Raw genomic sequence first — 20,621 nt, 5'->3', positions numbered from 1 at the left:
GGGATGAAGTCGGTGGATACGATTGCCCGAGTTCGGCGCGCATTCCATGTGCAAGGTTGGTCGCTCAAGCGGATTTGCCGCGAACTGCATGTGTCGCGGAACACCGTGGCAACCGTGGCAAGGCGGCGCGCGAGCAACTGACACTGATCCGGATTTACGAAGAGCTTTGCAGTCTCGGCTACGAGGGTGGCTGTGACGCCGTCCGCCGCTACGCGAAGAGCTGGGCGAAGGCGCAGGGGTCGGCGACGGCGGACGCCTATGTGCCGCTGTTCTTCGCGCCGGGCGAGGCCTACCAGTTCGACTGGAGCCACGAGATCGTCCTGATCAACGGCGTGACGGTGACCGTGAAGGTCGCCCATGTCCGGCTCTGCCATAGCCGCATGATGTTCGTCAGGGCCTATCCGCGCGAGACGCAGGAGATGGTGTTCGACGCCCATGACAGGGCCTTTGCCTTCTTCGGCGGCGCCTGCACGCGCGGCATCTACGACAATATGAAGACGGCGGTGGAAACGATCTTTGTTGGCAAGGACCGCCAATACAATCGCCGCCTCCTGCAGATGTGTAGCCATTATCTGGTGCAGCCGGTCGCCTGCACGCCAGCGTCGGGCTGGGAGAAGGGTCAGGTCGAGAACCAGGTCGGGCTGGTGCGCGAGCGCTTCTTCACGCCCAGGCTGCGCTTCAAGACCTATGAGGAGCTGAACGCCTGGCTGCAGGACAAGTGCGTCGCCTACGCCAAGGCGCACCGTCACGTCGAGCAACCGGAACGAACGATCTGGAACGTGTTCGAGGAAGAGCGCGGCAAACTGGTCGAGTATCGAGGCCCCTTCGACGGATTCCACACGGTGCCGGCCTCGGTGTCGAAGACCTGCACGGTTCGCTTCGACACCAACAAATACTCGGTCCTGTCGACGGCCGTCGGCCGCCCGGTTGAGATCCATGCCTATGCCGACAGGATCGTCATCCGCCAGGACGGCGTGGTCGTCGCCGAACATGCCCGCTCCTTCGGGCGGAACGAGACGGTCTACGATCCCTGGCATTACGTCCCTGTACTTGCCCGCAAGCCCGGTGCACTGCGCAATGGCGCGCCATTCCGGGACTGGGCTCTGCCACCAGCGATGGAGCGTATCCGACGCAAATTGAAGGCGGCGCATGACGGCGATCGGCAGATGGTGTCAATCCTGGCCACGGTGTTGACCGACGGCATCGATGCCGTGGAGGCTGCCTGCCAGGACGCGCTCGATCAGAATGTCTGCTCATCCGCCGTCATCATCAACATCCTGGCGCGGCAGCGCGATCCGGCGCCGGCAGTCACCATTCTCACCCCGGACGCTCTTCGCCTGCAGCACGAACCGCAAGCCGACTGCGCCCGCTACGACAGCCTCAGGAGGGCAAGCTGATGGAACGCACGCAGGTTCTGGAACTGATGGGCACGCTGAAGCTCTACGGGATGCGGGGCGCCTATGACGAGGTCATGGCGACAGGCATCAAGCGCCAGCACGAGCCGCCGAGGATCGTCGGCGATCTGCTATCGGCCGAGATCGCCGAGAAGCAGGCCCGCTCCATCAAATACCAGCTCACCGTCGCCAAGCTGCCGATCGCCAAGGACATCGATGAGTTCGACTTCGACGGCACGCCGGTCAATGAGGTGCTGGTCCGGGACCTTGCCAACGGCACCTTCGTCGCCGACCAGCGCAACGCCGGGCTCATCGGCGGCACCGGAACCGGCAAGTCGCATCTGGCAATCGCCATTGCCCGCGCCCTGATCCGCAACGGCTCACGTGGCCGCTTCTTCAACGTCGTCGATCTCGTCAACCGGCTCGAGACCGAGCACCGCGGCGGCAAGCAGGGCCGTATCACCGACTACCTCACCCGGCTCGACTTCGTCGTGCTCGATGAACTCGGCTATCTGCCCTTTGCCCAGGCCGGCGGGCAATTGCTCTTCCACCTGATCAGCAGGCTCTATGAACGGACCTCGATCATCGTCACCACCAACCTGGCGTTCGGAGAATGGCCCGCCGTCTTCGGCGACGCCAAGATGACGACAGCGCTGCTCGACCGTCTCACCCATCATTGCGAGATCATCGAGACCGGAAACGAATCCTGGCGCTTCAAGAACCGCGCCTGATCACCCATCAAGCTGCCAAGCGCCATCCGCGTTCGCCCGGGCTGCGCAACCCTGACCAGCTCCGCCCGGGCGAACGCTGACCGCCGCGCATTACATAAGGGGGTCAAAATTGGATGCCGATCGAGGGTCAGTTTTGGAAGCCGTTTGACATGCCGACAGCGACGCTGCGCTGCGCCTCCTCGGCGAGGCGCTGCTGCTCGACCCGAACTACGCCGCCGCGCACGCCTATGCGGCCTGGTGCCACCAACAGCGCTTCTTTCGTAGTGGATTCTACCCCGAGGACAGAACCGCCGCCCTCAAACACGCCCACATCGCACTTAGAAACGGCACGGACGATCCGCAGGCTCTCAGCATCGGGGCGTTCGTCGACGCGATGATTACCCATGACTACGAGAGCGCGATCGCCGTGCTCGATCGGGCGCTGGAAATGAACGGCAATTCGGCCCTCGCCCTCAGGTTCAGTTCCATGATGCACGCCTTCAGCGAGCACCATGAGCCAGCAGTTGAACACGCTCTGAAGGCGCTGCGGCTCAGCCCGTTCGATCCGATGAACTATCATCCATACCGGGCGCTGGCGTCCGTCTATCTGTTCACCGAGCGTTTCGAGGAAGCGGTCACCTATTCGACCAAGGCAATCCAGTGCAATCCCGGCTTCAGCGTGATGCATGCTTATCCCGTGGCCAGCCACGTCAAGCTCGGCCACATCGACACGGTCCGCGCGGCGGCGGCGCGGCTGTTGGAAATTGCCCCAGCCTTCACGATTGGCGCTTTCGCGAGGATGAGCTTCGTGCGCCAGGACGCGTTCGTTCGGGCATTACGAAAGGCCGGACTGCCTGAATGACTCTCGTGCGCTGCTGGCGCGCCCAACAGTGGCGAGTGAGGTAACTACAGCGCGGAAAGTCCGCCTTGGGGTCAGAAGTCGACCTTCGCGAACGTCAGCTTCGCGCCAAGATTGGCGCGAGGCCATGTGAACGTCAGTCAGGTAAGCCCGCCATTAGGTAACCATCAACGAAATGCTGGCGGTCCGCCTCGAGGCGGAACGGCTGTGTGCTTGCCCATTGCCACGTCGAAAAATACGGATTGGCCGCGAGGAATTGCCGTGCTTCCTCCTGGGCCTCACCGATGCGGCCTAGCTGCGCAAGGGCGGCGGCCAAAATCCGCCTCGATCCTGTCCGGTAGGTTGCTTCATGCCGAAGAGTATCGACCGCATGCTCGTATCGACGGGCTGCATACTCTATGTATCCACGTACCCAGTAGCATCGGCCGGGCGGATAAGGGTCCAAACGGAAGGCATTTTGAATGCACTCGATTGCTTCGACCGCGTTACCCTGCTGCGCCTTCGACTCACCAAGAAAGATCCAAGCGTCGGCATGATTGGGGTCGATCCTTAGTGCTGTCGCAAATTCAGCTGCCGCCTCATCCGGCCGGAAGTCGTAGTTTAAGATATACCCCAGAATGGAATGCGCGCCGGCGTTGTTTGGATCAAGGGAGACAGCCCGCTCAGCCTCCGCACGACCCGATAGAAGGTGATCTTCAGTCTCGCCCCAGTTGATTGAGCCAAAGACGTGTGACATTGCAAGCCAAGCATGTGCCTCCGCAAAGCCCGGGTCGAGCTGAACCGCTCTTTCGAGCAACTGAAGTGCGGTTTTGTTTGCCTCCGGCGACTTGATCACCAAAGCGCGCCCGCGCGCGAAAAGCTCATAAGCTTCGAGATTCGACGCCCTTCGCCGAGACGCCGGGGGCACCAAAGGAAGCGCGACGGCAAGGGCGCTAACGATCTTGCCAACCACTTCGTCCTGCAGAGTGAAGACGTCGGACAGTTCGCTATCGAAGCGGTCTGCCCATAGATGCGTATTCGCGCTCGCATCGATAAGCTGCGCATTGATTCGGACACGCGCCGCCGCCCTCCGCACGCTCCCCTCGATGATGTAGCGGACGCCGAGATCTTTCGCGATTAATCGGACGTCGACCGACTTTCCCTTGTAGGCGAATGATGAGTTGCGGGAGATCACCAGAAGGCCAGGAACTTTGGACAGGTCGGTGATTAGATCTTCAGCCAAGCCCTCGGCGAAAAAATCCTGTTCCGGATCGCTGCTCATATTGGCGAACGGTAAGACGGCGAGCGCCGCTCGATCGGGCAATTCCGGCGGAGTTGATCGATTGTGCTTCGTAGATCTCGGGAGCTGCAAATTCACGCGATAGCAGGAGATTGGCTCGGCGATATTTTTCAACCTCTGCTCGCCCATGGGTTCGAACCGAAACGCCAGTTTTTTCTCGACCTCCTTGGACACCTTCTCCGAAACGCAAATGCCGCCCGGTTCTGCGAGTTGTTGGAGGCGCGACGCAACGTTCACGCCCTCGCCGTAGCGATCGTCTCCTTCAACGATTACTTCTCCGAGGTTGATTCCGACGCGGACTTCGAAACGCTGCTCCTTGGCGACGCTCGCGTTACGTTCAGCCATTCCGCGCTGAAGCGCGACGGCGCATTCGACCGCATCGACAACGCTGCCAAACTCCACAAGGATGCCATCTCCCATGAGCTTGAAGATCCGCCCGTGTCGCTTCTCGACCTCGGGCTCGAACAACTCATTCCGACCACGTTTCAGACGATCAAAGGTACCCGCTTCATCGGCTTCCATAAGGGCGGAGTAGCCGACAACGTCCAAGGCCAAAATGGCGGCCAACTTGCGTTCCACGGATCGCGCCTTTGACGCCCCTCAAACTGTCGTTAACGGGAGTTTCTTTGCTAGGAAATGTGGCACCGCGGCGATACCGCATTCCTGCGCGTTCCACTAACACATATTGCGCAATTCCGCTCGCTGCAGCGGCGGGCTGAGAAACGATCGCGGGTTCGGGATTGTCACGACAGGATGACCGTGGCAGGGAGATGGCTTCTTTGGGTCATTTCGGGCCATAATGCCACCCAAGCCGAACGTCTGCTTTCAGGAAGTCGCAAACTGACCCCTTACGGCGGACATGAGGCGCAAAGCAGTCATGCGCGCCTTCACCTGTGAAAATCTGCTTGAGGTCAGAAGCGGCCTTTTCAGTATCTCGTTGGCTGACTGAATGTCAGGAACGCGACCCATTGCGGACATTAGCGACGCGTGGAAGAATATCTGCATGGCTGATCTACACTCGCGCCGGGCGCCGTTTATCTCGGGGACCGTTCCGCCTGATTATCAGGGGCAGGTTTTCTACCGGGCTCGCGTCGTCGACTATCAATATTTCAAGAAGCCGCTTTTTCGTCGCCTGCAGCTGGCTAATCGTGATCTTGGCCGGCGGATGGCTCATGCTGATCTCGTTCGAGTGGCGCATCGCGTCGACCCATTCCTTTTTGGTCCCGATCGCCAACTACTCGACATCTTCCGTCAGCCAATCCAGGCTGTCCTGCCCTCATCCGCACCCAAGACCCTCCCTGAGTGGGGTACCGGCCATATCGACGTTGTAAGCGAGCGTGTTCGCGATGCGATTGAGAATCTTCAGCCCCGGAAACACCTGTTCATTCCGATGGACGTCGCCACCCCGGAAGGTTCTCGCCGCCTCTACGTCTTCTACGTGCTGCGTGATCATGTTCAGACCGTGCTAGCGCTTGAGGCGAACGGTATCGAGTACACAAGGAACGAAAAGGGGAACCCGGTCTTTGGCACGCCGCCTTGGCTGCAGTCAGACCGATTTGCCTATCTGGCCGCTCCGGTCGTCGAGGGTGTAGCAGTCGATCATGACGCCAAGGTGGGGATCATCATGTCGAAAGCTCTGATGGATGATCTCGGCGACGTTTTCCCCAAAGGAGTTGTCCTTGTACCAATGGGCGTCGTCGATGAGCAAAGGACGTTGGAACAATGGGTGCCCTCGCCAGAAGTCATGAATCGACTGTCGCAAGGCGCATGAGCGCCTCGCTTCCATCCCCTGCGGACATGCACGCGCTGGTCAGGTTCGTCGTATGAGTCTCATTTATTTCCTCAGTACAAGGTCGCTCCTGCCATATCTGCCCAACCAGGTGCCGCTCGATGGCGACATGAACAAGATCAGGGCGATCGACCAAATGCCGGACGGAGGCGTACACTTCCAAGGCGTGTTCGCGGGCCGCCAATGCCACACCGAACACTTCCCGACAAAGGTGGAATGGCGCGGTCGTTCGTCGGATCCGGCGACTGTCGGCAACTTCTGCATTGGCCAGAACGGCGTGCTGCACGTGTCGAAGCGCGCCGGCGATCTCATCGAGGCGCTTGAGCCCGGCATCCATCAGTTCGTTCCGTTCGAGATGCTCAAGGCAAAAAAGCCACTCGACAACCGCTTCTGGTGGGTGATCGGCAATCGCATCGACGGCGTCGATCGTGAGCGAAGCAATTACGTGCTTCTGGATTCGCCAATCGGGAATTTCTGGCGGTCGGCCCAGGACGTTGCGCGCATCGCTCCAAACCGTCTTCCTCCCGGCGCGGACATCAACGCGCCGCCGAAGCTAGTGTTCAGCGCCGCACGAGTTGGAGGCGCGTGCGTCTGGCGCGACAAGCACATCGACTCGGGCGGCCCCTTCGTCTCCCAGCAGTTCGCAGATGCGGCGAGGGCTGCGGAACTAACGGGTTATGAACTCGGGGAGGCTGGAGAGCTAAGTTAATCTATTGGGCGAAAATCTCAGTGTCCGCTTTCCACCGTTGGGACGGTCGATCAACGACTTGCGAGGCCGACCCTGACTGGATGTAAGCTTTGAGTTCCAGACTGCGTCTTATGCGACTTTGCTCTGCGCATTCGTCGCTCAGACTTCCATAAACGATATTACACGACTTAGACTGCAGCTTTGCGCCGCATGACAATCATTCCCACGGCCCCGTCCAAGCGGACATCGCTAACGGACAGACCACAGGCAAGTTGTGCGCCCGACATTTGTCTCGCGCGGACCATGCGACCAATGGCTCGGAGCTATCTTTCTTTGGCTCGGCAGTAGTGCCAGACTGGACGGCGGGAGCACGAAATGAGTGAGACCCGCAAAATAGCAGCGATCCTGGTCTCGGACGTGGTCGGCTACAGCCGGCTAGCCGGCGCGGATGAGGATCGCATTTTGGCACGGCTGCGGGCGCTGCGCAGCGATCTCATCGACCCCACGATCGCCGTTCATCGTGGTCGCGTCGTTAAGCGCACAGGCGACGGGAGCCTCGTCGAGTTCAGCAGCGTGGTAGAAGCAGTGCGATGCGCGATCGAAGTGCAGAACGCCATGCTTGAGCGCAATGCTGGGGTGCCGGATGATCGCCGCATCGAGTTCCGGATCGGCGTTCACCTGGGCGACGTCGTGCAAGAACGCGATGGCGACCTGATGGGCGATGGCGTCAACATCGCCGCACGCCTCGAAGGCATCTGCGAACCCGGCAATATCTGTCTTTCCGAGCAGGCCTATTGGCAGGTTAAGTCAAGGCTCGATATCGCGATCAACGATCGCGGTGAGGTTCAGCTCAAGAACATCGCCGAGCCGGTCCGGGTTTATTCGCTACAGGTCGACGTTCCCGCCAAGGCCAAGCCCGCGGCACCAGCTGAGCCCCTTGTGCTGGAGAAGCTTTCGCAGCCGCTCGCACCGCCCGATAAGCCTTCGATTGCTGTGCTGCCCTTCATCAACATGAGTGGCGATTCCGAACAGGAATTCTTCACCGACGGGCTGACGGAGGACATCATCACCGATCTGTCGAATGTGTCCGGCTTCTTCGTCATCGCCCGCAACTCCACCTTTGCCTATAAAGGCAAGCCCACCGACGTCCGTCAGATCGCTCGCGATCTGGGCGTCAAATATGTTCTCGAGGGCAGCGCCCGGCGATCCAACAAGCGGTTGCGCGTCAATGTGCAGCTTATCAATGCGGCAGAAGGCGGCAATCACGTGTGGGCCGAGCGCTTCGACCGCGAAATCGCCGACATCTTCGACGTTCAGGACGAGGTCACGCGACGCGTTGTTGAAGCGATTTCTGGCAAGCTTGGTGAAAAGAAACTTGTTGCCCGTTCCCGACCGTCAAATCTAGAAGCCTATGATCTTTGTGTTAGGTCGCGAGGCAAATGCGACATTTCCAGATCAGACAACAGTGAGGCGTGCGCTGATTTGGAACGTGCCATTCACATCGATCCAAACTACTGCGAAGCGCACAGCAATCTTGCCATCTCACTGTTATTTGGCTGGATGTTCTGGGGAGAGCCACAGGAACCCGGCCGCGCAAAGGCTCTGATGCACGCGCAACGAGCCGTGGAGATCGACCCCAGCGATTCCCACGCTCGCACGATCCTGGGCTGCGTGCAGCTTTATGAGCGCAATTGGGATGAAGCAAAATTCCAATTCGATACTGCCGTTCGGCTAAATCCCAACAATGCAGATGCGGTTGCATGGATGGGTGAGCTTCAAATCTACTTAGGCAATTCGCAAGCGGCACTGACAGCTTGTGCAGAGGCGCTCCGTTTAAATCCTCGTCCACCCGGTTGGTATTTCTGGATCCTGGGAATGGCGCAGATTTTCTCCGGTCAATACGTAGAATCTGTTGCGACCTTGAGCCGGGACGAAACCTACGGGACGGGTTCGAGGGAGGTCCTGGTGCCCGCGCTTGCGCTTGCCGGCCGCGTTTCCGAGGCGCAGGAGGAAGCCCGCCTATTTCTTGCTGGGAATCCAGACTGGGAAATCGCTGATTTCATGTCGAACTTGCCCTTTAGGAGTATGACTGCTGCGCAGCCATTTGTTGATGGCTGGCGTCTGGCGGGCTTGCCAGATTAGGCGCATTTCGGCGGCGGTAAAATACCCACGCAACTGCGCATTCGGCGCTCCGAACTCTTCCATAAATGATGTTCTGCGACTTAGACGGCAGCTTTGCGCCCATTCTCGGACATTCGAGAGGCGCCATGGCATTTGTCAAACCTGCCGTTCTCTAAAATCGTCGCAAAGGCCGGACACGTCACGACGGCGGCGTAGTCGAGGCACCCGGCATGTACCTGTTTGGGCAAGCAGTTCCAGACATGGCGCCGGTTACGATGAGCGATCTCAGCGATCATCTCGCGCTCGTTCTTCCACGGCGGGACCATGCCCGATTGACGGATCCGCGCCAGTCGCCGCATGGCGCGGTGGCCTGTCGAATTTGGGGAAACGAGGCCTTCGTAGACACACCAAGGCAGTGGGCGATACACTTGCGACCACGTTAGCCAGAGGCGGAAGGGAATGACGAAGCAACGCGTTCAGCGGCGTCTTGCTGCTATAATGTCGGCTGACGTCGTGGGCTACAGCCGCCTCATGGGAGCGGACGAGACAGGAACACTGAGTGCGCTCAAGGAACTGCGCCGCAACTTGATAAGCCCGATCCTCACCGAGTATCGAGGGCGTCTGGTGAAGCTCATGGGCGATGGAGCATTAATTGAGTTCGCCAGTGCGGTCGATGCGGTGGACTGTGCAGTCTGCATTCAGCGCCGCGTTGCCGAACGAAATCTCGCAATGCCCGATAGCGCGTCGATCTCCTTTCGGATTGGTGTGAACGTAGGCGATATCATCATCGACGGCGAAGACATCTATGGCGATGGCGTCAACGTCGCGGCGCGACTTGAAAAGCTGGCTGACCCAGGCGGCATCTGTATCTCCGGCATGGCCTTCGACCAGGTAAAAGGCAAACTCGACGCCGGGTTCCAGGACTTCGGAACTCACCAGGTAAGAAATATCGCAGATCCCGTACGGACGTATCGAGTGGTTGCGGCGAGCGTGTCGAGCCAACCGGCTGGCCCTATTCCCTTGCCGGCCAAACCGTCGATCGCCGTCCTGCCGTTCGACAACATGTCCGATGATCATGCCCAAGAGTATTTCTCGGATGGCATATCCGAAGATCTGACGACGGCACTTTCGCGTTTCGAATGGTTGTTTGTTATCGCGCGCAACTCCGCCTTTACCTATAAGGGCAAGGCCGTTGACGTGAAGAAGATTGGGCGGGAGCTCGGGGTCCGGTATATTCTCGAAGGCAGTGTGCGCCGGGCCGGTGACCGCGTGCGAATCAACGCTCAGTTGATCGATGCGGAGTCAGATCGCCATGTATGGGCACAGCGATACGACCGCAAGATGGATGATCTCTTCGAGTTGCAGGACGACATCGTGGCCAGCATCGCGTCGGTAGTCGGACCCGAAATCACGTTGGCTGAGATCGAGCGGGCGCGAGGAAAACGGCCGGACGATCTCGGTGCATGGGACCACTATTTGCGGGCGATCGCCACCTATCACAGGATGACGAAGCAGGATGTGGATGCGGCGATTGCCGATCTCAGAAGAGCGATCGAGATCGACCCCGATTTCGCCAATGCTCACGCCCTGCTTGGTCAATGCCACGTGCACATCGGGTTGCGCGGATGGATTCGTCCGGCGCGCCTGGCCTTCGAAGAGGCCCGGCGCTGGGCGGAGAAGGCGGTTCACCTGGCGCCAACAAACCCGCAGGCCAATCAGTCTCTGGCGTTCGTGCTGGCGGTGACCGGAGAGGCAGAGCAGGCCATCAGGGTGGCCCAACGGGCGATAGAGCTCAATTCGAACTATGCCGAGGCCTACGCGGTCTTGGGGTATGCCCTGGTGTTTCGTGGCGATTTGGAAGGTGGCTTGGCTGCTTGCCAAAGGGCGGAACGCGGCAACCCACGCGATTCTCGCGGAACCTGGCTATATGACGCGATGGGACACGCTTATTTCTTCCTCGGCGATTATGAAAAAGCGATCGACGTTTCGAAGAAGGGGCTTCAACAAGACCCCGCTCTGTTCGGCGCGCTAGTGACATTGGCGTGTTCCTATGCTCGTCAAGGTCGCCCCAAGGAAGCCAAGCATTACGTGGACGAGCTGCTCCGCCTGATTCCGCGCTACTCGCTGCGTGCCCTGCGGAAGAATCCAATGTTTGTTGACCCCAAGATGGCTGACGACCTCATCGAATGCATGCGCTTGGCAGGATTGCCCGACTAGCAACTGGCTTCAATTCTGATCCGACAATCGGGATAGGCGCGTAAGGTGCAATTGCGCGATCGAGAGCAATGCGGGAAGAGCCAGGGGCGCTGTCGGCTTCGGGTCGATCACGTCGATGCCCCCAAGAGGCTGAATGTCCGCTTCTGACGATTCGAGTCTTGAAGCTGCCAGTCCTCTCTCGGCCCCATTGCGGTCAAATCCGGGGCTCGCTACGGAGTGACCGCTCATGGCGGCGCTCAGCCGACCATCGAAGTCGCAGAAGATCATTTAGGGAACGGTACTCGTGGCTCAAGCTCAAAGCTCTGTATCGCGCGCGGCATGCTCCGGCAGCGATGTCATGCACATAGCCGCCAGCGTCAGGACAAAGAGGCCCTTCGACATTCAGCACACCGCAGGCTAGAGAACGAGGCAATCCGCTCGATCAAAAATGGACCCTATGTCACGCTAGTCAAGGGTGCGCGGTTTCCCACTTGCTTGCGTGTCAAATCGCCAGCTGCTCTAGCCCTAGATCAGCCCGCGCATCGTCAGTTCATCCTTCAGATAGGCATAATAGATCGGCGCGGCGACAAGACCCGGCACACCGAACCACGCCTCCATGAAAACCATCGCCAGAAGAAGCTCCCAGGCACGCGCATTGATACGCGAACCGATGATCTTGGCGTTTACGAAGTATTCGAGCTTGTGAATGACGATGAGAAAGGCAAGCGAGCCGAGCGCTGCTAGGAAGGAGATGCTGAGGCTGACAACCACGATCACCGTGTTGGAGATCAGATTGCCGATGACCGGCAGAAGGCCGGCGACGAAAGTCAGCGCTATCATCGTCCTGATGAATGGCAGATCGATGCCGAAGGACGGCAGAACAGCGACGAGATAGATCGACGTCAGAAACGTATTCAACGCCGAAATCCGGATTTGCGAGAACACGATGTTGCGAAAGGCCTTGCTCAATATGTTGACACGATCCGCCAGCGCGTCCGCCAGTGGGCCGGGCTCGCCTGATGGAGCCGCCGAACTCACCGCGATCAAGCCGCCGATCACCATGCCGACGATAATGTGGACCACCAGGACGCCGACATCCCGACCGACGAGTTGAAGCTGGCCGGCATGTTCGCGGAGCCATCGGGCAGCGAAGACTTCCAGTTCCTCGATGTTCGACGGAAAATAGTCCACCGCCCAGGTTGGGAGATGGACGCGCGCGGTATCGATGATCTCGGCCATCTTCTTGAGGAGCGTCACGACGTTCTCCGAACCGCCAGTCAATTGCGACACGCCGCTAAAGATAGCGGCGGCTATCAGGAGCGTGAAAATCAATGCCACCAAGGTCAGCGCAAGGCTTTTCGTCAGGCTGCTGGAGACCCCGATTCGATGGAGCATCGGTGCGGCGAAATGAACAAGGTTGAACACGAGAAGGCCCGAAAGCAGTGCCGGAAGCAGGCCGAGCTCGAGAACGGCGACGAGCGCAACAAGCGCGAGCAGGCACGACGCGAGATAGAACCCTGGGAAAGTCAGCACTTTTCACCTGCAGAGGCAGCCAAATCCTCTCCGGTTTCAATTAATTTGATACCCGGTGATGCGCAAGCGGACACGCGCTCAATACGTGTGTGAAGCTAACCGCCAACATTTCCTTCCGGATGGTTGTCGTCCATACTTTGATCCATGTGACACGGTCCATCAGGGTCGAATAGGCGCTTCATCAGGAAGTGGGTCGCGCCCATTCTTGCCTTGATGGTCCCGAAGGGATGTTCGGGCACAAAGACATTGCGGCGCATCTCTCGCACCTCGTGCTCGAAATCGACCTCGATCTGGGATGGCCCACTGGCGAAGCCCACCCGCTCAACGTAATGTTGCCGCGCGCCGCTGTGTGGGAGGGGGCCGCATGCTTCTTCGAAGCTGGATAACCTTCTCGGCGGTCATAGCCCTGCTGCAAGCCGTCGTGGGTCTCCTTTCGGTTCTCCAGCACAATGCCGTGCTTTCCGACCTTCTAAGGCAGCGAATTTCCGTCATTGCCCAGACGACCGCAACGTCGTTCAAACCGATCATCGACCTTGGCCTGCCGCTCTCCATGATCCGCAACGGCGACGCCATCGTCGCGCGGGCGCTGGAGATCGACGACCAGGTCAAGGCAGTCCACGCGCTCAACCCGTCGGGAATCATCCTCTACACCACCGATGCGTCACGGCCAAAGGAGGTTCCGCACGAGGTGCTGCAAGCGATGCAGTTGTCGAGGAGCGTCAAATGGAGCACAGAGACAGCCACGCAAATCTACAGCGGGTTCAACGTGGTGGGCCGTGATGGCGCCACCAGCGGCGCCGTGGTTGTCGCCTACCCGAAAGACCGGCTCGAAGCGGCTTCACAGGCAATAGTGAGAAAAGTTGTCCGCACCGCCCTGCTGATCTGGGCCGCGTTCTCGGCGATATCCTATCTTCTATTGAACCTGCTTCTTAGAACCCCGCAGCGTCGACTTGCCCGCCTGGAGAATGTCGTCCGTGGCGAGCCCGATGCGGAGATAGGCACCGACAGCAACTTGAGATCCAGTGGCCCCGGCGCGTTCTGGCGCGACCTTTTTGGCCCCCAGATCCGGCAACTCGGCGCAAACCTTTCAGACGCGAGACAGCAGTATGACGAGGCCAGCCGGGAACTCGGCGCCTTCGCATCACCGGTTGCAGAGGACAGGCGCCCTGAGCGCAACGACACGCTCGTTGCCACCGGGCCTACTGCCGAGACCGAGATTGCGGCCAACCCCTTGCGCTCGCTCGCCCGGCAGATCGCATCGCGCCTGGCCCCGCTGGCGGCGGTGCTGATGGTGAGTTCCGCCCTGATTTTGGGCGTCATCACCCTGGGCAATGTCAATCGCTCCATTGAACCTGAGATGTCGGCCCGCACAAACCTGATTGCCACGGTCGTTGGCGAAGACGTCCAGCGCGCACTGGCGACGGGCGTGCCGCTGGATGGTCTCGTCAACGCCGAGGGGTTTTTCGCCGATATGCTCAAGCAATTGCCCGAGATCGCATACGTTGCCGTGGCGACAGGTCGGGTGGTGCTGGAAGTCGGCGAACGGATAGACCCTTACCTCGCTCCGCCGCGCGAACGCAAAGGCGTGCGCAGTCATCCGATCATGCACAATGGCGAGGAGATCGCCTACGTGGTGATCGATGTCGACCCCGCCTTCATCTCCAAGAAGTTCCTCGACGTCTTTCTTGATATGGGCGTCGTCGTGGTGGTGGCCGTGCTGATCGCCTTCGAGATCATGGTGCTGATGAGCAGCCGCTCACTGACTGCCGCTCTCGACCGGCTGCAGCGGCTGGCGGCGATGCAGGCGGCCGGAGACTTCTCCAAGCGGGTGGTGGTGGGCGCCCGCACCGCTATCGACCGCGCCGCCCAGATCCTGGTCGAGCGCACCGAAGGCCTCAGTGCACAGTTCGCCACGGCATGGCAAGGCGTCGATGGTTCGGAAGCGAGGGGAGCCAGGCTCGCCACATTGCAGGCGCGCTACGGTCTTTCGCTGAATGGACCGGCGACCCTGCGCTTTTCCTATTTCACCGATCTGCGGCTGGCGCTGTTTCTGTTCGCGGCCGCTGACGAGCTGCCGCTTTCTTTCATGCCGCTTTACACGAGGGCGGCACACAATCCCTTTCCGTGGCTTTCCGAGAGCGTGCTGATCAGCCTGCCGCTTGCCGGATACTTGCTCGCAATCGTGCTGGTGTCGCCGTTTGCACGGCCGCTTGCCCGATGGCTCGGACCGCGAAGACTGCTGATCCTGGCGGCGGCGCCAACAATCGCCGCCCATCTTTGGCTCTATTGGGCCACCAGCGTGCCCGAGATCGTGGCATCCCGCACAATCCTTGGGGTGGGCTACGCCTTCGTGACGCTCGCCTGCCAGGATTACGTCATCGACAACACGCCGCGCGACGAGCGAGACCGGTCGCTCGGAATGTTCTCGACGGTATTGTTCGGGGGAATATTCTGCGGCACGGCGCTGGGCGGGGTGCTGGCAGACAGGCTGGGCAAGGCCAATGTGTTTCTGCTCAGCGCCACCTTTGTCCTGATCTCCGCGCTTCTGATCTTCTCGCTGGTCGCCGATACCGCGAGCCGGAATGATGGGCCGCGCGCCAAGGCAACTCGACCGCCGCTGCTTGCCTCGTTGCGCAACTGGCATTTCGCCGCGCTGGTGTTCGGCATCGCCATCCCCGGCAACATCTGCCTGCAGGCCTTCATTTCCTACCTCGTGGCTTTGACGCTCGATTCCCTTGGTGCCTCGCCGGCGGATATCGGACGCACGTTGATGGTCTACTTCCTCGCGATCGCCCTGGTCGGCCCGCTTGCGGGGCGCGCGGCGGAGCGGGGGATTCCGGTCACGGCCGTAGCCTTGTCCGGGGGAATTCTCTGCGGCATCTCGCTCCTGACGGCCGCCGTCTGGCCGAGCCAGATAGCCATCTTCCTTGCGGTGCTGGGCTCAGGAATTGGCAGCGGTATGGTTCGGGGAGCGCAAGTTTCGCTCTCAATGTCGATTGCTGAAACGGAGTTGAAGCATCTGGGGGCCGATGCGGTTCTGGGTGCATTGCGAACGGTCGAGCGGTTCGCCAGCATCGCCGGGCTCCTGATGGTCGCAGCTGTCGCGGGCCTCTATGGCTACGCCGTGGCGACGGCCACCGTGGCGACGCTCGCGCTTGGTGGCGCCATGCTGTTCGGGCTGTCGGTGTTGGGCAAGCGAGCGGCGCGGGGCCCGGTAGCCGGCGCATAGAATTAGTCGGAAGTAATTTAGCTGGCAGTGAATTGGTTTGCCGGTCAGGACCTGACGGCGTTAAACTGGCGGCTGGCGCCTCGGGGCGCATCATGGGGGAATCGTCGTGAGATCGATTGCTCGCGGACTGCTGACATTGGCCGTATGTGTTGTGCTGACCTCTCTGGCCCATACGGCAGACAGGAAGCAGATCTTGGGCATCTTCTACGAAGGGTGCGAAAACGTCTGCGAAGGGTTCAAGGCGGGGATCGCAAAGAGTGGCTTCGCCGCGGACGTCACGATCGTCGACCTGGCTCAGGACAAGTCGCGCATCCCCACTGCAATTGCCCAGGCCCGGGCGATGCCAGCCGATCTGGTGCTCACCTACGGCACGAACGGGACGCTTGGCGTCATCGGCACGCTGGACGATGGGGACAACCCTTCATTTCTCACCGAGATTCCCGTCGTCTTCGTGAAAGTCGCCGACCCCTTCGGCACGCACATCGCCAAGGGCTTCGAAGGCAGCGGACGCGCCAATGTCGCTGGAACCTTCAACCGGGTGCCGGAAGCGATCAACATCGAGATCGTCCGCCAGTACGATCCGACGTTCAACAAGCTCGGCCTGCTCTTCAACTCGAACGAACGCAATTCGGCGCTCACGGCGGAAGAACTCAAGAAAGTTGCGCCGACGCTCGGCATCGAGCTTGTCGCGCTCGAAATCGACCCCGGCAATGAAGGCGTGCCGGACGTCGCCCGCATTGCGGAGCGCATGGCCGAGTTGCGCGAGCAAGGCGTCCGCTGGCTTTACGTCGGATCGAGCTCGTTCCTGAACGCCAATGGCGAGTTGTTCACGAAGACGGCCGTCGACAACGGCATCGCCGTTGTGAGCCCATACGAGCCGCTGGTGCGCGAGCACCACGCGATGCTTTCCATTGCGGCCCGGCTGGAAGATGTCGGCCGTCTCGCCGCGGAGCAGGCGCTCAAGATCCTGCGCGACGGGGCGACCCCCGGCGACCTTCCGATCGTGCGGGCAACCGACTTCGCCTATGTCGTGAACATGGAGGTCGCCAAGAAGCTGGGGCGCTATCCGCCGTTTGCCTTTCTCCAAGTGGCCGAGGCGGTGAACAATTGACCCCCGGGGGCATACGAACAGCACCACGGGACACGGGATTGGGACGCCTACTTCTGGCGCTACTTGAGGTGCCAGGCTGGAGAGTTTCCATCATGAGCTATGCCGCGTGGCTAGCCCATGGGCATCGTCGCTGCCTGTTACTTTGGCGTTGCCGTAAGCTATGTTACAGGAAACCATCAACAGAACCGAGCGAGGCAGAAGTTAGAACAGAAGGGATAAGCCTTCGCGCTAGCGCTCGCGCACGTCCGGAAATGGCGCAACCTCGACCTCCAACCTCGCTGTCGAGCGACAGTCTGCTTCAGGCAGTGGCAAGGGCACCTGAAACGACCGGCATGAGGCGCATTGCAGGCAGCCTTTGGCCGACGAACGAACCCGCTGCGCGGGATGGCGCGCGCGGTGAGGTAGAGATCACGAACCGGTCGTCGCGCCCGCATTGAGCGTGGTTCGGCAGCGGCAGAGCATCACGGGCTTCTTCAACAAGTAGCCTGACCATGCCCCATTCTATTCTCGATGCTCCGATCAGTCCGCTGCGCGGCTGATCGACGACATGACCCCGCGCCGGTTCAGCCAGGAGACGCAGCGCAATTACCTCCGCGATGTCGGGCGGTTCGCGACCTTCCTTGGCCGACCACCGGACACGGCGACAGCGGACGATCTGCGCCGGTTCCAGGTCGGACAGCAGGACGACGGCGTTCCCGTGCCGACCATGAACAGCATCGTGTCGGCGCTGCGCTTCTTCTTCACCCAGACGGTCGACCGCCCTGATCTGCACGCAAGCTCGTCCGGTTGGCGCATCCGCGCAAGCTGCCCGTGGTCCTGAGCCGCGACGAGGTTGCCCGTCTCCTCAACGCCACCACCTGCCTTAAGCACCAGGCCGCGCTGTCCGTCGCCTATGGCGCGGGCTTGCGCGTCGCCGAGGTCTCGACACTGAAGGTCGCCGACGTCGACAGCGAGCGCATGTTGCTTCGCGTCGAGCGCGGCAAGGGCGGGAGATACCGCAATGCCATGCTGTCGACGGACCTGCTCGCGCTGTTGCGCCAGCGGTGGAAGGTCGGGCGCCAGCAGGGCGTGATGCATCGCGATGGCTGGCTGTTCCCGGGACAGCATCCGATGAAGCCGATCAGCACCCGCCAGCTCCATCGCATCGTCGTCGAGGCGGCGCAGCCGCGAACATCGCCAAGCGGGTCGGACCGCACACGCTGCGCCATAATTCCGAGGCCCAGATTATTCCGAGCTCTCCGTTGGAGATCGCTTGATACTCGTTGGAGTTCAAAGACCTGGGCCGAGCCCTACGGGTTTATGGCTCGGTATTATTCGGCTGTCGCCTCGTCATCGAGAGGTTCGAACGGTGGTGCCAGCCTCGTGGACCGCCTGCCTCAAGAGCGCCGAACCGGGAGAACGCCTCATGACCCGGCATGGCCAAGTTGCTCGTACGATCGCGCCACGCCGGCGCCGGTCAACGGGATGTTATGTGCACGTTGCCGTGGCGCCGGTCGTCACGCACACCAATCCCGTCGGAATCAACGCTACAGGCTCCCGAGGGCGATGGCTGGATTCACGAAGTCAAACTTGATGGCTACCGATCGCAGATCGTCAGGGATGCCGAGGGCGTGCGCATCTTTACCCGCCGCGGCCTCGACTGGACGTCGAAGTATCGCGATCTGGCCAAGGCGGCCAGCGAGCTCGAGGTGGAAAGCGCCATCATCGACGGCGAGATCATCGTGCTCAACGATGCCGGCTTGTCTGACTTCGGCGAGTTGCGAAAGGCCATCACCCAGCGCCAGCACGACCTCTATTTCGTCGTCTTCGACGTCCAGCACCTCAACGGGCATGATCTGCGCGACATGCCGCTGGAGGACCGCCGCGAGATCCTGGCCGATATGATCCCGGACGGCGGTCGCATCCAGTTCAGCCAGGCGCTGCCCGGCGATGCCAAGGCCGTTTTCCATCTGATCGACCAAGCCGGCCTCGAAGGCATGGTTTCGAAGCGCAAGGACAGCAAATACCGGAGCGGCAACTCGACGGCATGGCTAAAGACGAAAGCTTACAGCATCGATGAATACGAGCTGCTTGGCGTCGAGCGCGAGGCTGGCAAACCAGCATTCGCTCTGATGGCCGAGCGGGGTACAGGCCGCTATGTCGGCTCGGCCTTCATCACCTTAAACCGGGAGATGCGAGAACTCCTCTGGGAGCGCGTCCAGGAGCATGCAGGCACGGCGCCGAAGGGCATGAAGAGGCCGGCGACGCAATGGGTCAAGCCAGGGCTAATCGGCCGTGTGAAGCATCCACGGGGCGAGGAAGACCTCCGCCATGCCTCGCTGCAGGATTTTCGGGAAGAAGGAACTTAATGCCAGTCGCCACCTAATGGCGAGATGAGCACGCGTGCACCAACTTCCTGCACCATTGGATTTCGAACAACATTGGGGAAACTGCCGGTGCCGATATCATCTCAGTCGCCGAATTGGCCCAAAAGCTCAGTTTGAAATTTGAGGGCTAAAAGTTTCATTCCCCAGTCGGGCGGCGTCCACAAAAACCCCGGCCTCGCCCAGGGTTTTCGCTTCGAGGAAAGAGAGAGCCCCCCGCCATTCCGCTCGGCAGCCGGCTTCGATCGCCCGCGCACCTGCAGCACAGTGGCGGTCAGGCCATCTTTGCCATTATCTTGGCCATATCTGCCGTGTCGAACGCCCTCAATGTCTGAGTTCTGATGTTGCCTAGCGACGCGATTGATAGGGCAAGTGCGGTCGCAGCAATGTCGTCGTCGGCTTCGGCAATCGCCACGACATCATATTGACCAAGCGTCCACAACAGGGTGTGAATCTTGATACCGCTTTTGCTGGCCATCGCCTTGAAGGCCTCAGCACGCTTCTGAGTGTCCTTTATGCTCTTGATACCTTGATCTGTGAAATTCGACAGCAATACGTAATAAGCCATTGATTTCCTCCCAAAATAGGGAGCGGGCGGGCACTCACGGCGCGTCCGCCGTCTCCCGAAACTACGACAACACGAGAGTGATCGGCACGGTGGCAACCTTTTGCGGTGCAGGGCCGCACCACCACTGCGGTGGGGCTTGGTTCCTCCCGCGTCAATCAGACTATGCTTATATTAGCAATCACGCAATTAAGCCAATCATTGGGATCGGCGACAAAGTGCGGGTCGAGGAGATCACGTCGAAGCCGAGCCGCTAGCCTCTGCAAATACCATTTGATTGGCCATTTAATAAAACGCCAGTGAACTCGATGCCATGTCGGCTTTTTCCTGCATCGCAATTAACCTTGACCAAATGATGCAGTGATCTCTCGCTGGCCTTTACTTGCGTTATTGCTACAACAATGAAAGGCTCCCGCCCGTTGGAGAATGGGGCGATGGAAGAAAGCCCAGGTAGATTTAGTTGCCTTCTTGAGCCGACTGGCGCTTGGACGGTATGGGATGACGTTGCTCGTGAGCCCGCAACCTTGGGCGGAAAAATTCTTATGGGCTGCACACGGGAGCGGGCCGAGTTTGCTCGCGACGTGCTCGTTCGGATTTACAAAACGGGACTAGACGCTCGACCGGCTGGCCACTCTCGCGCTTGAGTCGACGGCCAGCTTACAAATCCGCAAGTCGCCGACCCAAACCAAAGCTACTTACGATCTGGGCGCCATTACGCCGACGCGCTTAGAGAAGCGCTCGACCTTTCTGCGGAGGAGGCGGCAATGCGCGCAAAGGCCGAAGC

13 protein-coding genes and 3 pseudogenes are annotated in these 20,621 nt (G+C 60.3%); 11 read left to right on the top strand and 5 right to left on the bottom strand.

The window, feature by feature from the left end; all coding sequences use genetic code 11:
• The first annotated feature begins 3 nt into the window (after window positions 1–3).
• Window positions 4–1,464: pseudogene (gene istA / locus AC1RUK_RS33430) on the top strand (IS21 family transposase).
• Window positions 1,397–2,125 carry an IS21-like element helper ATPase IstB gene (istB, locus tag AC1RUK_RS33425; RefSeq protein ID WP_481840515.1) on the top strand — a complete coding sequence of 243 codons (729 nt, stop codon included), beginning with the start codon at window positions 1,397–1,399 and terminating at the stop codon, window positions 2,123–2,125. The pseudogene istA and the gene istB overlap by 68 nt, the downstream one beginning before the upstream one ends.
• Before the next feature lie 127 nt (window positions 2,126–2,252).
• Here the strand turns inward: istB and AC1RUK_RS33420 are convergent, their stop codons facing one another.
• The gene (locus AC1RUK_RS33420) at window positions 2,253–2,510 is read right to left on the bottom strand and encodes a hypothetical protein (protein WP_481840514.1); all 258 of its coding nucleotides are present in this window, start codon (window positions 2,508–2,510) and stop codon (window positions 2,253–2,255) included.
• Between AC1RUK_RS33420 and AC1RUK_RS33415 the strand changes: the two genes are divergently transcribed.
• A complete protein-coding gene (locus AC1RUK_RS33415; RefSeq protein ID WP_481840513.1) occupies window positions 2,499–2,966 on the top strand; it encodes a tetratricopeptide repeat protein in 468 nt (155 codons plus the stop codon). The genes AC1RUK_RS33420 and AC1RUK_RS33415 overlap by 12 nt on opposite strands.
• Window positions 2,967–3,099: 133 nt before the next feature.
• Here AC1RUK_RS33415 and AC1RUK_RS33410 read toward each other — a convergent pair whose 3' ends face one another.
• On the bottom strand, window positions 3,100–4,821 hold the full coding sequence (locus tag AC1RUK_RS33410) for an adenylate/guanylate cyclase domain-containing protein (RefSeq protein WP_481840512.1): 1,722 nt from the start codon (window positions 4,819–4,821) through the stop codon (window positions 3,100–3,102).
• A 424-nt stretch (window positions 4,822–5,245) separates the two neighbouring features.
• On the opposite strand from AC1RUK_RS33410, the gene AC1RUK_RS33405 reads away from it, so the two are divergent.
• The 4 genes from AC1RUK_RS33405 (at window position 5,246) to AC1RUK_RS33390 (ending at window position 11,057) form a co-directional block, all read left to right on the top strand.
• Entirely contained in the window at window positions 5,246–6,013 is a 768-nt protein-coding gene (locus tag AC1RUK_RS33405; RefSeq protein ID WP_481840511.1) for an imm11 family protein, read from the top strand.
• Window positions 6,014–6,065: 52 nt separating this feature from the next.
• The gene (locus AC1RUK_RS33400) at window positions 6,066–6,740 is read left to right on the top strand and encodes an imm11 family protein (protein WP_481840510.1); all 675 of its coding nucleotides are present in this window, start codon (window positions 6,066–6,068) and stop codon (window positions 6,738–6,740) included.
• A gap of 354 nt (window positions 6,741–7,094) precedes the next feature.
• Window positions 7,095–8,861 carry an adenylate/guanylate cyclase domain-containing protein gene (locus AC1RUK_RS33395; RefSeq protein WP_481840509.1) on the top strand — a complete coding sequence of 589 codons (1,767 nt, stop codon included), beginning with the start codon at window positions 7,095–7,097 and terminating at the stop codon, window positions 8,859–8,861.
• Between the two features lie 438 nt (window positions 8,862–9,299).
• Window positions 9,300–11,057, top strand: a complete 1,758-nt coding sequence (locus tag AC1RUK_RS33390; RefSeq protein ID WP_481840508.1) for an adenylate/guanylate cyclase domain-containing protein — start codon at window positions 9,300–9,302, stop codon at window positions 11,055–11,057.
• Window positions 11,058–11,561: 504 nt separating this feature from the next.
• Here AC1RUK_RS33390 and AC1RUK_RS33385 read toward each other — a convergent pair.
• Window positions 11,562–12,569 carry an AI-2E family transporter gene (locus AC1RUK_RS33385; protein ID WP_481840507.1) on the bottom strand — a complete coding sequence of 336 codons (1,008 nt, stop codon included), beginning with the start codon at window positions 12,567–12,569 and terminating at the stop codon, window positions 11,562–11,564.
• 170 nt (window positions 12,570–12,739) lie between these two features.
• A pseudogene (locus AC1RUK_RS33380) lies at window positions 12,740–12,835 on the bottom strand (hypothetical protein); the annotation flags it as partial.
• A 98-nt stretch (window positions 12,836–12,933) separates the two neighbouring features.
• Between AC1RUK_RS33380 and AC1RUK_RS33375 the strand changes: the two are divergent.
• From AC1RUK_RS33375 to AC1RUK_RS33360, 4 genes and pseudogenes are all read left to right on the top strand, one after another.
• Window positions 12,934–15,798, top strand: a complete 2,865-nt coding sequence (locus AC1RUK_RS33375; protein WP_481840506.1) for an MFS transporter — start codon at window positions 12,934–12,936, stop codon at window positions 15,796–15,798.
• A 193-nt stretch (window positions 15,799–15,991) separates the two neighbouring features.
• Window positions 15,992–16,909, top strand: a complete 918-nt coding sequence (locus AC1RUK_RS33370) for an ABC transporter substrate-binding protein (protein ID WP_481840505.1) — start codon at window positions 15,992–15,994, stop codon at window positions 16,907–16,909.
• A 491-nt stretch (window positions 16,910–17,400) separates the two neighbouring features.
• Window positions 17,401–18,138: pseudogene (locus tag AC1RUK_RS33365) on the top strand (tyrosine-type recombinase/integrase); the annotation flags it as partial.
• Window positions 18,139–18,378: 240 nt separating this feature from the next.
• Window positions 18,379–19,257, top strand: coding sequence for an ATP-dependent DNA ligase (locus AC1RUK_RS33360; RefSeq protein ID WP_481840567.1), 879 nt, complete (start codon window positions 18,379–18,381; stop codon window positions 19,255–19,257).
• Between the two features lie 289 nt (window positions 19,258–19,546).
• Here the strand turns inward: AC1RUK_RS33360 and AC1RUK_RS33355 are convergent, their stop codons facing one another.
• Window positions 19,547–19,840 carry a GYD domain-containing protein gene (locus AC1RUK_RS33355; protein ID WP_481840504.1) on the bottom strand — a complete coding sequence of 98 codons (294 nt, stop codon included), beginning with the start codon at window positions 19,838–19,840 and terminating at the stop codon, window positions 19,547–19,549.
• Window positions 19,841–20,621 lie beyond the last annotated feature (781 nt).

Source organism: Mesorhizobium monacense (assembly GCF_056781675.1).
The sequence above is the reverse complement of the archived record's forward strand: the minus strand, read 5'-3'. Positions and strand labels throughout refer to the sequence as shown.